Origin of the sequence: Streptomyces sp. NPDC015345 (assembly GCF_043078805.1) — a bacterium.
In the GTDB taxonomy this organism is placed as follows: domain Bacteria; phylum Actinomycetota; class Actinomycetes; order Streptomycetales; family Streptomycetaceae; genus Streptomyces.
Map to the genome: position 1 here is coordinate 57,247 of NZ_JBIBTX010000013.1, position 16,180 is coordinate 73,426.

2 protein-coding genes are annotated in these 16,180 nt (G+C 73.0%); both read right to left on the reverse strand.

Annotated features, from left to right (window positions below):
- Positions 1–139: 139 nt before the first annotated feature.
- Positions 140–4,879 (reverse strand): amino acid adenylation domain-containing protein, encoded by a 4,740-nt coding sequence (locus ACF062_RS36520; RefSeq protein ID WP_392144143.1) that lies wholly within the window; start codon positions 4,877–4,879, stop codon positions 140–142.
- The gene (locus ACF062_RS36525; protein ID WP_392144145.1) at positions 4,876–16,125 is read right to left on the reverse strand and encodes an amino acid adenylation domain-containing protein; all 11,250 of its coding nucleotides are present in this window, start codon (positions 16,123–16,125) and stop codon (positions 4,876–4,878) included. Before ACF062_RS36525 ends, ACF062_RS36520 begins: the two co-directional genes overlap by 4 nt.
- Positions 16,126–16,180: the final 55 nt, after the last annotated feature.

Below are 16,180 nucleotides of genomic sequence, written 5' to 3' on the forward strand. Positions count from 1 at the left end.
TCTGTCTCCTCACAGCGGCGGCGTGCCGGGTCTGTCACGACAGTCGGGTCGGTTGGATCGGTTGGATCGGTTGGACCGGTTTGATCGGTTGGACCGAGCGGTCGGTGTGCGGTCGGTGTGGGCGGCTGACTCGGTCGGGTCAGTCAAGTCGGTCGAATTCGTCGACTTCGTCCTGCGCGAGGTCCAGGAGCGGGAAGTCGGAGGGCGTGTGCCCGCCCGAGGCGGGGGCCACGGTGTGGGCCGCGAGGCCGCCGAGCATGTCCGCCCAGGCCCGCCCGAGGCGTTCCGCGTCCGTGTCCTCCAGCAGTCGGCCGGGCCAGCTGACCGTGAGCGTCAACTCGGGCCCGTCCGGGGTGCCCCGGACCATCGCGCCGACGTCCAGCAGGTGCCGCAGGGGAGTTTCCGGGTCGACGGAGCCTCCGATGGCGTTTCCCGCGGCCATCCGCCAGGCTCCGCCAGTCCCGTCTTCCGCCGCTTCGGCGGCGAAGCGGCCCATGTAGGTGAAGCTGATCTGCGGGGCCGGGGCGGTCGCGAGGACCGGTCCGGTCTGGGGGTTGAGGTGACGCAGCAGTGCGTATCCGAGCCCGTCGCCCGGCACCGCGCGCACCTGTTCCTTGACGGCTTTCACCAGGGCGCCGGCGGCTGGGCCACCGGTCAGGACCTGGGCCGGATCGACCTCCGCCATGGCCAGCCTGACGGGGTGCGCGCTGGTGAACCAGCCGACCGTACGCGACAGATCCGTGCCGTCCAGCGGCTCGCGGCCGTGCTGTTCGACGTCGACCAGCATCCCGGAGGCGGCATCCGGCCGCCAGTACGCGACCGCGCCCATCAGCCCGGCCAGCAGCACATCGTCCACGCCGCAGTGGAACGCGGCCGGTGTGCGCGTCAGCAGCGTCTCGGCCTGTTCCGGAGGCACGGCCCACGTGTGACGGCGCACGGTGCGTACGGTGTCCGAGGCCGGGTCCAGAGCCGTGGGCACCAGGGCGGACGGGAGCTCGCCCAGCAGCTTCAGCCAGTCCCGCAACTCCGCGAGGCGCCGCCGGTCGCTCGCCTGCGCGGTCAGCAGCTCCGCCCAGCGCCGGAACGACGTACCCACCGGGTCCGGTTGTGGGGCGCGCCCGGCGGCCGCCGCCTCGCAAGCGGCCCGCAGGTCCGCCACGAGCACCCGCCAGGACACGCCGTCCACGACCAAGTGGTGGGCGACAAGGATCAGTTGACCGGCTCGGACGGGGCCGGAGTCCACCCACACCGCCTGGACCATCACTCCGGACGCCGGGTCCAGCCGCCGCGCCGCCGCGCGCGCCACCGCGTCCGCGCCCCCGGGCCCGGTTTCCGCCGCGTCCACCCGCAGGAGCAAGGCCCTGGGGTCCACCGAACCGGCCTCGCCGACGATGAGCTTCGGCTCGCCAGGCACCGTGCGGGCCCGCAGCATGTCGTGCGTGTCCAGGACCGCGCCCAGCCCGATGGTCAGTACGTCGAGGCCCAGGCCGGCCGGGGTCCCGACCACCACCCACTGCGCGAAGTGCGGATGGGCGGCCCGCTCGCCGAGCGCCCGCATCACCGGCGTCCAGGGCACCTCGCCCACACCCACGTCCACCGTCGCGGCCTCCTGCCCGACCGCCGCCATGACCTGCGCGAGCCGTTCCGGTGTCTTCTCCTCGAAGACCTGCCGAGGTGTCACCACCAGGCCCGATCGGCGGGCGCGTGAGGCGAGCTGCATGGAGCTGATCGAGTCGCCGCCCAGCTCGAAGAAGCCGTCCTCGGCCCCGACCCGCTCCAGACCGAGCACTTCGGCGAACAGCCCGCACAGGATGCGCTCCGGCTCCGTGCGCGGCTCGCGTCCGACCGCCCGTGCGGCGAAGTCCGGCGCGGGAAGCGCCGCGCGGTCTACCTTCCCGTTCACCGTGAGCGGCAGCGCGTCCAGGACGACCACCGCCGCCGGGACCATGTACTCCGGCAACCGGTCCGCCACATATGCACGCAACTCCTGCGCGTCGATGTCTCGGCTGTGCGCTGTCACATATCCGATCAGCCGCTTCTCGCCGAGACCCGGGCCGTCCTGCCGGGCCACCACCACCGCCTGACCGACCGCGTCATGCCCCGCAAGGGCCGCCTCGACTTCCCCCAACTCCACCCGGAAACCACGGACCTTCACCTGCTCATCCGCACGCCCCACGAACAGCAACTCACCCTCGGCCGACCACCGGGCCAGATCCCCCGTCCGGTACATCCGCCGCCCGCCCCCGCCGAACGGACACGCCACGAACCGCTCCGCCGTGGACACCGAGCGCCCCAGATAACCCCGCGCCAGACCCGCCCCCGCCACATACACCTCGCCCACCGCACCCGGTCCGACCGGACGCAGGAAGGCGTCCAGGACGTACACCTGCCGGTTTCCCAGCGGCCGCCCGATCGGCAGCACCGGCCCACCCCCGGCGCCCACCGGCAGCACATGCCACGTCGCGCACAACGTGACCTCCGTCGGCCCATACAAATGCCGCACGACAACCTCAGGACACACCTCACGCACCCGCGCCACCGACCCCACCGGCACCACATCCCCGCCGGTCAACACCTCCCGCAACCCCACGAAACACTCCGGAGACTCCTCCGCGAGCACCCGGAAAAGACCAGCCGTGACATGCACCGCCGTGACACCCCCGGCAACCGCCTCCCGCACCCCCCGCGCATCCACCGCACCCGGACCGGCCACCACCACCCGAGCCCCGGAAACCAACGGAACCCACACCTCGAACAACGACACATCGAAGGCATGCGGCGCATGCATCAACACCGCATCACCACGACCCACCGACCAACCCGCGTCCCCGGCCAGCGCAGCCACACTCCCATGCGGCACCGCCACACCCTTCGGCACACCCGTCGACCCCGACGTATACATCACGTACGCCAAATCCTCCGGCCCCACCACCACCCCGGCTCGCCGACCCGCCGGACACCGAGCGACCGCCGCCGCCACCTCGGGGTCATCCACGACCACCACCGGGCGCGCCGCCGACCTCTCCGGCAGCGCCCCTCGCGTCCGACCAGTGCAGACCACCGCCGCCGGGTCCGAATCCGCGAGCAGCAACGCCACGCGCTCCGCCGGGTACTCGGGGTCCACCGGAACGTAGGCGGCGCCCGCCTCCCACACCGCCAACAACGCCACCACCACATCAGCCGACCGCTCCATCACCACCGCGACACGATCACCCCGCCCCACACCCAACCCCACCAAATACGCCGCCAAACGACCCGCCCGCCCCGCCAACTCCCCATACGTCAGCCCGACTCCACCATCCACCACCGCCACCGCGCCCGGCTCACGCGCCACCTGCCCGGCGAACAACCCGGGCACCGACACACCCGACACCCGCCCCACCGTCGCGCTCCACGTGTCCACCACCAGCCCACGCTCCACGGCATCCGTCACCTCCACCCGACCCACCGGCACCGACGGATCCACCACCATCTGTTCGAGCACCCGCTCCAGGCGTCGCCCCAGCCCGGCGACCGTTCCCTGGTCGAACAGGTCGGGCCGGTACGTGAAGCGCACGTGGAGGCGGTCGGTCAGCAGTACGCCGAGGGTCAGCGGGTAGTTGGTCGCCTGCTCGCCCGGCGAGACGGTGAAGGTGGGGGCGCCGGGGGTGGTCGGCCCGGCGGGCGGCGCGGGGTAGTTCTCGTACACCACGAGTGTGTCGAAGACGGCTCCCTGACCTGCCAGCTTCTGGATCTGCGAGAGCCCGAGGTGCTGGTGGGCGATCAGGGCGGACTGGCGTTCCTGCAACCGCCTGAGCATGTCCGCCACCGGTTGCCCGCCGTCGAGACGTACCCGTACGGGCAACGTGTTGATGAGCAGCCCCACCATGGATTCCGCGCCCGGCAGTTCCGCGGGGCGCCCGGCGACGGTCGCGCCGAAGACCATGTCCGTGCGGCCCGTGAGGCGCGCGAGGACCAGCGCCCACGCGCCCTGCACGACCGTGTTCACCGTCAGGCCCTGCGCCCTGGCTGTCTCCGCGAGGGCCCGGGTGGTCGTCTCGGGGAGGCATATCAGGTGTTCGTCCGGCAGTACCGGCGTTCCGCCCGCTTCCGCGGGTGCCACGAGGGTCGGCTCGTCGAGGCCGGCCAGCTCCGCCCGCCAGGCGGCCCGCGCCGCCTCCTTGTCCTGTCGGCCCAGCCACACCAGGTAGTCGCCGTACGACGCGGCCCGTTCGAGTACGGAGGCGTCGCCGCCCGCGGTGTAGACCCGCGACAGCTCGTCCAGCAGGACCGGCATCGACCAGCCGTCCATCAGGAGGTGGTGCGAGGTCACGACGAGCCGGTGCCGGTGGTGGCCGAGCCGGATCAGGAGCAGCCTGAGCAGCGGGGGGACCGTGAGGTCCAGGCGCTCCGCCCGTTCCCGCGCGGCCAGTTCCTCGGCCAGGGCCGTGCGGTCGGGCTCCGCCGGCGCCGACAGGTCGGCCTCGTGCCAGGGCAGTGCCACGTTGCGGGCGATGAGCTGGACCGCCTCGCCCGACTTCCTGCGGTGGAAACTCGCCCGCAGCGCCGCGTGCCGGTCGAGGAGCGCCTCCCAGGACGCCCGTAACCGGTCGGCGTCCAGCGGGCCTTCGACAGCGAGCTGGAACTGCACGGCGTAGACGTCGGGGCCCCGGTCGTCGAAGTCGGCGTGGAACAGCAGCCCCTCCTGGAGCGGCGACAGCGGCCACACTCCCGCCAGGGCGGAGCCACGGCGGGGGCCCTGCTCCGATGCGTGGGCCGAAGCGCGGACCGCGCGGACCGACCCGTGCGCCGATCCGTGCGCCGGTGCGGAGACCGGTCCGTGGGCCGATGCGTCGGCCGATGCGTGGGCCGCTTCCTCGGCGGCGGTCCAAGACTTCACCGGGACAGGCCCTCCTCGAACTTGGCTGCTATCGCTTCGAACTGGTCGACCTCGTCCTGTTCGAGGTCGAGGAGATGGAAGTCGGAAGGTGTGTGGCCACCGGCGGCGGGTTCGTTCGTGTGGGCGGCGAGACCGCCCAGCATCCGCACCCAGGCGCGGCCCAGGCGCCGCACGTCGGGCTCTTCCAGGAGCTGTCCGGGCCAGCTCAGGGTGACGGTCAGTTCGGGTCCGTCCGGGGTGTCGTTGACCACCGCGAGCCCTTCCACCACATGCATCACCGGCAGCTCCGGTTCGGTGGAGCCGCCGACCGCCGCCGCCCCGGCCGGCTGCCAGTCGCCGACCTCGCCCGACGCCGTCGCGGCGGCGAACCTGCCGAGGTAGTTGAAGCCGATCTGCGCGGTCGGCGCGGCCCGCAGGACCGGGCGTGTCTCGGGGTTGAGGTACCGGAGGAGCGCGTGGCCGAGGCCGTCGCCGGGCACGGCCCGGACCTGTTCCTTCACGGCCTTCACCAACATACCCGCCGCCGGGCCGCCGGCCATGGCGTCGTCCAGGTCGGCGGCGGTCACCTCCAGGCGGACCGGGTGCACGCCGGTGAACCATCCGACGGTACGGGACAGGTCCGTACCCTCCAGCGGCTCACGGCCGTGTCCCTCGATGTCCACCAGGAGCCCGTCGGCGGTCTCCGGCCGCCAGTGCGCGACCGCGCCCGCCAAGGTCGCGAGGAGCACCTCGCGCACCGCGCAGTGGAAGGTTCCCGGGGTCCGGCCCACGAGGGTGGCCGACTGCTCCGGCGGCAGCGTCCACGAGCGCCGGCGGAGGGTCCGCGCGGTGTCCTTCGCCGGATCCAGGGCCCTCGTGCCCAGCGGCGGCCGGGCCGTGCCGAGCACCGAGATCCAGCCGTCCAGTTCGGCGACCCGCCTCTCGTCGTGTGCCTGCGCGGCGAGCAGGTGTGCCCAGCGCCGGAACGAGGTTCCCACCGGGTCCAGCCGAGGCGGGCGCCCGGCGGCCACCGCCTCGCACGCCGCCCGGAGGTCCGGGAGCAGGATGCGCCAGGACACGCCGTCGACCACCAGGTGGTGCAGTACGAGCACGACCCGCCCGGTGCGGCCGGGCCCCGCGTCGACCCAGACGGCCCGCACCAGGACACCGGCGGCCGGATCGAGACGCTCGGCCGCCGCCGACGCCGACCGTCCCGCGATGTCGTCCAGGGCAACGGCCGCCGCGGCCGCCGCGTCCACGCGCGCGACGAGGCTCCCGGCGTCCACCGACCCCCGCTCGCCGACGATCAGCTTCGGCTCGCCAGGGACGGTCCTCGCCCGCAGCATGTCGTGTGTGCCGAGCAGGGCGCCGAGCGCGGCGGCCAGCACGTCGAGGCCGAGCCCCGCCGGCGCGCCGACGGTCATCCACTGGGCGAACCGCGCGCCTGTGGCGTGCTCACCGAACGCCCGCATCACCGGCGTCCAGGGCAGCTCTCCCACGCCGACGTCGGCGACGGCGCGTTCCGACGTCCCCGCCGCCTCCAGCACGGCCGCGAGGCGCTCGGGCGTCTTCTCCTCGAACACATGCCGGGGCGTCATGACAAGCCCCGCCCTGCGGGCCCGCGATACCAGCTGCATGGAGCTGATGGAGTCGCCGCCCAGTTCGAAGAAGCCGTCGTCGGCGCCGACGCGTTCGAGGCGCAGCATCTCGGCGAACAGGTCGCACAGGATGCGCTCGGTCTCCGTGCGCGGCTCGCGGCCCGAGACGCGCTCGGCGAAGTCGGGCGCGGGGAGCGCGGCCCGGTCCAGTTTGCCGTTGGCGGTCAGCGGCAGCGCGGGCAGGACCAGGACCGCCGTCGGCACCATGTGCTCGGGGAGGACCCCGGCGGCGTACGCGCGTACCGTCCGCCCGTCCACCGCCTCCGGGTCGGCGGCCACATAGCCGATCAGGCGGTCCTCGCGCAGGGTCACCACGGCCTCGCGCACACCCGGGCAGCCCGCGAGAGCGGACTCGATCTCGCCGGGCTCGATCCGGTGCCCGCGTACCTTGATCTGGTCGTCGGCGCGGCCCGCGAAGAGCAGTTCGCCCTCGCCGGTCCACCGCACGACGTCCCCGGTGCGGTACATCCGCTCCCCCGCCCCGAACGGGCTCGCGACGAAGCGCTCCGCGCAGAGCGCCGCCCGCCCCGGATAGCCGCGGGCGAGCCCGGCACCGGCGACGTACAGCTCGCCGGGCACACCGACCGGCACCGGCCGCAGGGACGTGTCCAGCACGTACACACGTGTGTTGGCGATCGGGCCGCCGATCGGCGTCGCACCGTCGTGGTCGCGCCGGACCGCGCTCACCGTCGAGATGATCGTCGCCTCGGTGACGCCGTACTGGTTGTACATGGTGCGGCCCCGCTGCCAGCGGCGGCGGGCCTCGGGCGGCATGGGCTCGCCGCCGATGATCAGCAGCCGCAGCTCCGGGAGGTCCTCCGCGCGCATCTGCATGAGATACGTGGGGGTCGTCGCCAGGTGGGTGACGCGCCGGGCCCGTGCCAGGCGGGTCAGTTCGTCGCCGGAGGCGTCGAGCCTCGCCGGCGCCAGGACCAGGCGCGCGCCCGCGCAGAGCGTCGGCCAGATGTCGGCCATGGAGACGTCGAAGCTCGGCGAGACGAGTTGCAGGACGCGGCTGTCCTCGTCGAGTCCGTATCGCCGGAGGTTGTCCTCGACGACGTTGCGCAGGCCGTGGTGGGTGACCGCGACGCCTTTCGGGGTGCCGGTGGAGCCCGAGGTGTAGATGACGTACGCGGCGTTGCCCTCCGCCAGGGGCGCCAGGCGCTCCGCGGGTCGCAGCGGGCCGGCCGCGTACGACGCCACGTCGTGGGCGACCGCCGGGTCGTCGATGACCACGATCCGGCGCGCGGAGCCCGTGCGCTTCGTCGCGTTCGGGTGGCTCGGGCTCCCGGTGGCTTCCGTCGGTACCGCGCCCCGTGTCGCCGTCGTGCACAGGACCACCGACGGGTCGGAGTCGGCCAGCAGGTGTGCTACCCGGTTCGCCGGATACTCCGGGTCCACGGGGACGTACACCCCGCCGGCCATCGAGACCGCGAGGAGCGACACCACCAGCGCCGGCGATCTCTCCGCCACGACCGCCACCCGGCGTTCGGGGCCCACGCCCGCACACACCAGGTACCGCGCGAGACGTGCCGCTTCCGCCGCCAACTCGCCGTAGGTCAGGGCGTCTTCGCCGCGTTCTCCCGATTCGACGGCCACTGTGTGCGGCGAGCGGGCCGCACGCTCCTCGAAGAGGTCGACGACCGGCGAGGGCGGCACCGGCAGGGCGGAGTCGTTCCACCGCTCCACGACCCGCATACGCTCATCCGCCGTCAGGACGTCCACGTCGCTGAGCCGGATCTGCGGATTGGCGGCGATCTGCGCGAGGACGCGTGCCAGGCGCCCGGCCAGCGTGCGGGCCGTGTCCTCGTCGAACAGGTCGGTGGCGAAGAGGAGTTCGCCGTCCAGCCCGGCCGGGGCGCCGAGGACGTCGCGGCGTTCGACCATCGAGATCGCCAGGTCGAAGCGGGCCGCGAGCCGGGGTGGCAGCGGCGCGGGGCTCACCCGCACGCCGGGCAGATCCCATGTGGCTTCGGGCACGTTCTGAAGGGTCAGCATCACCTGGAACAGGGGGGTGCGGGCCAGGGACCTGGCCGGGTTGAGCTCCTCGACGAGGCGTTCGAAGGGCACGTCCTGGTGCGCGTACGCCGCCAGGTCCGTGGCCCGCACCCGCTCCAGCAGCTCGACGAAGGTCGGGTCGCCGCTGAGATCCGTCCGCAGGACCAGCGTGTTCACGAAGAACCCGGCAAGGTCCTCCAGGGCCTCGTCACCGCGACCGGCGACCGGTGTCCCCAGCGGGATGTCCTCCCCCGCACCCATTCGGGCAAGGAGCACACTCACCGCCGCGTGCACGACCATGAACATCGTCGCCCTGCCCCGACCGGCGATCTCGACCAGCCGCGCATGCGTCCCGGCGTCCGTCGCCACCGGCACCAGGCGCCCTTCGAAGCTGGGCACCGCGGGCCGGGCCCGGTCGGCGGGCAGGGCGATGTCCTGCGGCAGCTCCGCCAACGCGTCACGCCAGTAGGCGAGTTGGCCTCCGAGCGTGCTTTCCGGGTCGTCCAGATCGCCCAGGACTTCCCGCTGCCACAGCGTGTAATCCGCGTACTGCACCGGCAGCGGCGTCCAACTCGGCGCGCGGCCCTCGCTTCTGGCCGCGTAAGCCACCTCCAGGTCCCGCGCCAGCACCCCCATCGACCAGCCGTCGACCGCCACATGATGCGCCACCACCGACAGCACGAACTCCCCCGGACCCACCACCAACAACCGGACCCGCCACGGCACATCCACCCGCAGGTCGAAACCCTCCCCCAGCTGCTCGGCGAGCACCTCCGACACCAGCTCCTCGTCGGTCCGCACGACGGTCAGGGGCGGGCGGCCCGCGCTTTCGCACAGAACCCGCTGGTACGGGACACCGTCGCGGTCGGGGAAGACCGTACGGAGGCTCTCGTGCCGGTCGGCCACATCACCGAGCGCCGCCTCCAGCGCGACCACGTCCAACGCACCCGAAACACGCAGCACCAGCGGCAGGTTGTATGCGGCGGCCGCCCCGGGAACCGAGTCCTCCATCCGGTTCAGGAACCACATCCGCTGCTGCGCGAACGACAACGGCACCACATCCGGCCGCACCCGCGACCGCAGCACGACCCGCTCCCGGGACCGGTCCTCGCGCTCTTCGATCAGCCGCGCAAGACCCGCCACGGTCGGCGCGCCGAACAACTCGGCGATCCCGACCTCCGCCTCCAGCACCCCCCGCACCCGGGCGACCAGCCGCATCGCCAGCAGTGAATCACCGCCCAGTTCGAAGAACCCGTCGTCGGCCCCCACCCACTCGAGTCCGAGCACCTCCGCGAACAGCCCGCACACGATCTCCTCGGTCTGCGTGCGCGGCTCCCGGCCATGGACCCGTGTGGTGAGGTCCGGCGCGGGCAACGCCGCCCGGTCCACCTTGCCGTTCACCGTCAGCGGCAGCGCGTCGAGGACGAGCAGGGCCGACGGGACCATGAACTCCGGGAGGCGGAGCGCCACTTGGCGGCGGATCTCCCGGGCGTCCAGGTCGTGCCGTCCCTCCTCGGGTACAAGACAGGCGACCAGGCGCCGGTCGCCCGGCCGGTCCTCGCGCACGACCGCCACGGCCTGCCGGACCGCCGGGTGGGCGGTCAGCGCCGCCTCGACCTCACCCAGCTCCACCCGGAAGCCCCGGATCTTCACCTGGTCGTCCCCGCGCCCGGCGAAGAGCAACTGGCCGTCGGCCGTCCACCGGGCCAGGTCCCCGGTCCGGTACATCCGCCCGCCGACGGCGAAGGGGCAGGCCACGAACCGCTCCGCCGTCAGCCCCGCCCGTCCCACATAGCCGCGCGCCACACCGGGCCCCGCGACATACAGCTCACCGGCGACACCCGGGGCCACCGGCCGCAGGAAGCCGTCGAGCACGTAGGTCCGCATGGTGGCCAGCGGACGTCCGATCGGCGGGGGCTCGTCGCTCGCGCCGATCCCGGCGTCGACCGCTCCGAGCGTGGCCATCACCGTCGCCTCGGTGGGTCCGTACGTGTTCCAGACCCGCGCCCGCGGGGTCCAACGGCTCGCGAGGTCCGCGGTCAGCAGTTCCGCGCCGAGGACCCAGTTCCGGACGCCGGGCACGGCCGCCGGGTCCAGCACGCTCAACAGCGACGGCACCACGCTCGCCGTGCTCACCCCGGCCGCGTCGATCATCCGGGCCAGCGCCGCGGGTTCGGCCCGTTCCTGGGCGGAGGCGATGGCGAGCGTCCCTCCGGCGGCCAGTGTCACCGCCACGTCCAGCACCGCCGCGTCGAAGCTGAACGACGCGAATTGCAGCACGGCCACGCCCTCGGCCACCGCCATCGCCGGCCGCATGGCCTCGGCGAGGTTCGCCACGCCGCCGTGGGCGACGGCCACGCCCTTCGGACGCCCTGTCGACCCGGACGTGTAGATGACGTAGGCGAGTTGGTCGGGCAGGACGGTCGCGCCAAGGGGTTCGGCGGACGTCGCCGCGATCTCTCGCGCGGTACGCGTGTCGTCGAGACGCACGGTGGGTACGGCCGCGACCGGGGGCTCGCCGACGCCGAGCACCATCTGCGCGCCGCTGTCGGCCACCATGAACGCCAGCCGGTCCGCCGGATACTCCGGATCCAGCGGCACGAACGCCCCGCCCGCCTTCCACACCGCCAGCTCGCCGACGACCATGTCGACGCCACGCGGCAGACACAGCCCCACCCTGCCCTCGCGGCGGACACCAAGCCCGACCAGGTACCGGGCGAGACGATTCGCCCGCGTCTCCAGCTCCCCGTACGTCAGTACGTCGGTGCCGCACCGCACCGCCACCACGTGCGGCGAGCGGGCCGCACGCTCCTCGAAGAGGCCGACGACCGGCGAGGGCGGCACCGGCAGGGCGGAGTCGTTCCACCGCTCCACGACCCGCATGCGCTCGTCCGCCGTCAGGACGTCCACGTCACTGAGCCGGACCTGTGGATCGGCGGCGATCTGCTCAAGGACGCACGCCAGGCGGTTCGCCAGCTTCCGGGCCGTGTCCTCGTCGAACAGGTCGGCGGCAAGCAGGAGTTCACCGTCCACCCCGGCCGGAGCGCCTCGCTCGTCACGCCGTTCGGTGAGCGTCACCGCGACGTCGAACCGCGCGGCCGGCGCGACCATCGGCAGCGGACGCACCCGCGCGCCCCGCAGCCTCCACTCCGGTTCGGGGACGTTCAGCAGGGCCAGCATCACCTGGAACAGTGGGTTGCGGGCCAGGGAGCGGGAAGGGTTGAGCTCCTCGACGAGGCGTTCGAAGGGCACGTCCTGGTGCGCGTACGCCGCCAGGTCCGTGGCCCGCACCCGCTCCAGCAACTCGACGAAGGTCGGGTCGCCGCTGAGGTCCGTCCGCAGGACCAGCGTGTTCACGAAGAACCCGGCAAGGTCCTCCAAAGCCTCGTCACCGCGACCGGCGACCGGTGTCCCCAGCGGGATGTCCTCCCCCGCACCCATCCGGGCAAGGAGCACACTCACCGCCGCGTGCACGACCATGAACATCGTCGCCCTGCCCCGACCGGCGATCTCGACCAGCCGCGCATGCGTCTCCGCGCCCACCGCCATCGTCACCAGGCGCCCCTTGTACGACGGCACCGCGGGACGGCCATGGTCTGCGGGAAGCGTCAGTTCCCGCGGTGCTCCCGACAAGGTGTGGCGCCAGTAGTCCAGTTGGCCGCCGCGCACAGTGGCCGGGTCGTCCAGCTCGCCCAGGACTTCCCGCTGCCACAGCGTGTAATCCGCGTACTGCACCGGCAGCGGCGTCCAACTCGGCGCGCGGCCCTCTCTTCTGGCCGCGTAGGCCACCTCCAGGTCCCGCGCCAGCACCCCCATCGACCAGCCGTCGACCGCCACATGATGCGCCACCACCGACAGCACGAACTCCCCCGGACCCACCACCAGCAGCCGGACCCGCCACGGCACATCCACCCTCAGGTCGAAGCCCTCCCCCAGCTGCTCGGCGAGCACCTCCGACACCATTTCCTCGGCAATCGACGTCACGGCAAAGGGCGGACGGCCCTCCTCGCCGTCCAGCACTCGCTGATACGGAACACCGTCGCGGTCGGGCAGCACCGTACGGAGGCTCTCGTGCCGGTCGGCCACATCACCGAGCGCCGCCTCCAGCGCGACCACGTCCAGCGCACCCCAAACGCGCATGGCCAGCGGCAGGTTGTATGCGGCGGCCGCCCCGGGAACCGACTCCTCCATCCGGTTCAGGAACCACATCCGCTGCTGCGCGAACGACAACGGCACCACATCCGGCCGCACCCGCGACCGCAGCACGACCCGCTCCCGGGACCGGTCCTCGCGCTCGTCGATCAGCCGCGCAAGACCCGCCACGGTCGGCGCGCCGAACAACTCGGCGATCCCGACCTCCACCTCCAGCACCCCCCGCACCCAGGCGACCAGCCGCATCCCGAGCAGCGAATCACCGCCCAGTTCGAAGAACGACACATCGGCGCCGACCCGCCCGAGGCCGAGGATCTCGCCGAACAGCCCGCACAAGACCTCCTCCACGGGCGTGGCGGGGCCACGGCCGCCTCCCGTGCCCATGAAGTCCGGCGACGGCAGGGCGGCCCGGTCGAGCTTCCCGTTCACGGTGAGGGGCAGCGCGTCGAGGACGAGCACCGCCGCCGGGACCATGTACTCGGGCAGCCGATCCGCTGCGTACGCACGCAGCTCCTGCGCGTCGGCACCCGGTCCGTCCGCGGTCACGTATCCGATCAGCCGCTTGTCTCCCGGACCGTCCTGGCGGGCCACCACGACCGCCTGGCCCACCGACCCGTGCCCGGCGAGGACCGCCTCGATCTCGCCGGTCTCCACCCGGAACCCACGGATCTTCACCTGGTCGTCCGCACGCCCGACGAACAGCAACTCGCCCTCGCGGGTCCATCGCACCAGGTCCCCGGTCCGGTACATCCGCCCGCCGGCGGCGGCGAAGGGGCAGGCCACGAACCGCTCCGCCGTCAGCCCCGCCCGTCCCACATAGCCGCGCGCCAGGCCCGCTCCCGCCACGTACAGCTCACCCACCACACCCGCCGGGACCGGCTGGAGCGCCGCGTCCAGCACGTACACCCTGCGGTTGCCGAGCGGGCGGCCGATCGGCAGCTGCGGGCCGCCCGGCACACCCGCGGGGAGCACATGCCACGTCGCGCACAGCGTGATCTCCGTCGGGCCGTACAGATGCCGCACCGCCACCTCGGGGCACGTCTCCCGCACCCGCGCCACCGCGCCGGGCGGCACCACGTCACCACCCGTCAGCACCTCACGCAGCCCCGCGAAGCACTCCGGGGACTCCTCCGCGAGCACCCGGAACATCCCCGCCGTGACATGCAGCGCCGACACCCCGTCCACGACCGCCGCCCGGACCCGCCCCGCGTCCACCACGCGGGCCCCGGCGATCACCACCCGGCCCCCCGCGACCAACGGCACCCAGACCTCGAACAACGACACGTCAAAGGCGTGCGGCGCGTGCATCAGCACCGCGTCACCCGCGCCCACGGACCAACCCGCGCCGGTGTCCACCAGCGCGGCCACACCCCCGTGCGGCACCGCCACGCCCTTCGGCAACCCCGATGACCCCGACGTGTACATCACGTACGCGAGGTCCTGCCCGCCCACGGAGACCGCGGGGCCGTCGACCGGGCACGCGGCGACGGCGGCGCGTACCCGGGGGTCGTCCAGCACGATCGGCTCCGGCCCCGTGCCTGCCGGTATCGCGTCCCGGTGCGCCTTGGTGCACAGCACCGCCGCCGGATCCGAGTCGGCCAGCAGGAACGCCACCCGCTCCGCCGGATACGCCACATCGACCGGCACGAACGCGGCGCCGGCCCGCCACACCGCCAGCAGGGCGACGATCAGCTCGGCGGAGCGCTCCATCACCACCGCGACGCGGTCCCCGCGCCGCACTCCGGCGCCCGCCAGATGTGACGCGAGCCGGCCCGCCGCCGCGTCCAACTGGTCGTAGGTCAGGATCTGTTCGCCGTCGACGACGGCCACGGCGTCCATCGACCAGGCGAGCCGACGGGCGAGCAGAGCGGGCACGGATTCCGCGGCCGCCGGCCGCCCGGTGACGTCGCCCCCCTTCACCAGCGCGGCGCGCTCGGCCCCGTCCAGCGCCTCGACGCGGCCCACGGGCACCGACGGCTCCCGCACCGCCCGCTCCAGGAACGTCAGGAAGGACCGGTGCACCGCGCGGACCCAGACACGGTCGTACAGCGCGGGGTCGGCCTCGAAGGTGATCCGCATGCCCTCGCCCTCGGACCAGCCGCTCACCAGCACGCCGAAGTCCTCGACGCGCCTGCTCGACAGGTCGCGGACGATGCCCCGGTGCTCGCCGAACCACAGGCCCTCGCCGGCCGTCGGCATGACGTTGACGGCGGGCCCGAAGTGCCAGCGGTCGCCCGTCGGCCAGTTGAGTTCGCGGCGCAGCCGCTCTCCCCGGAAGCCCTGGTGAGCGAGGAGGCCGCTGATCTCGCGGCCCGCCTCCCTGGCCAGGTCGAGCAGGCTCATGCCGGCGGCCGCGGGCAGCCGCAGCGGGAGCATGTTCGCCATCGTGCAGGGGGTCCGTCGCGCCTGGTCGTTCACGCGGCCGGAGACGGGCAGGCTCAGGACGGCTTCGGCCGATCCCGTCAGCCTGCCGGTGAAGGCCGCGACCGCCGCGACGACGAGCCTGGGCCAGCCGACCCCGGCCCGGGCGGCCGCCGCGCACAGAGCCTCCACGGCGGACGGCGGCAGCTGCCCTGTCTCCCGCAGCACCTCGTGCGGGTTCTCGCCGACGCCCTCCCAGACACGCTCCCGCTCGCCCTCCCAGACACTCTCCCGCTCGCCTTGGCGTACGCTCTTGCGCTCGCCCTCGGGCCGTGCGGCCGGGCCGTGTCCAGGGATGCCGACCGGGTCGGGACGGTCGGCGAAGTGGTCGAGCCAGTACTGCCGGTCGAGCGCATGACGCTCCGAGACGCGGTACGCGGCCTCCCGCTCCAGCAGGTCGTCGAGCGAGGCGTGTCCGGCCGGTTCCGGTGTCCGGCCCCGCAGCATCGCCGTATAGACGTCCGCGACACGGCGGGCCACGAGGGAACAGCCGAAAACGTCCATCAACAGGTGGTCGTAGCGCTGGAACCACACGTATCGGTCAGGGGCCAGACGGAAAAGGGTGTAAGAGAAGAGGCGGCCGGAATGCGGGCCCGTCTCCTGACACAGTTCCGCCCGCATCCATTTCTCGGCGGCCGCCGTCGGATCGTCGTCGGTGCTGAGATCGACGCGGTGAAGGAGGCGGAGAGAAGAGGCGTGGAGATGCTCGGGAGCGACGACCTGCGTCGCCTTGTCGCCGTCCGCCACGAATCGCACGCGCAGTATTTCCGTTTCGGCGACGACGTGCCGTAACGCCTTCTCGAATACCCCCGGGTCGACCGGCCCTGCTATCGCGACGTACTGGCCGACCCCGTACATCCGGCGGGAGCCTTCCACGCGCTGCGCCAGCCAGATTCCTTCCTGGGAATCAAACAAGGGCAGAGTGCGACCAGCGGTGCCGTTCATCATTCCCCCTCGCCGCGCGATCCGCGTCGGCTGTTTCCCTCGCCGAGCCGTCCAACCGCGCACTTCGCGCACTTGGACACAGGGCAGGCACATGAACACGTGCGGTTGATTCGATGTTATGGCCGAGAGGGAATGGAGGCGACCGTCC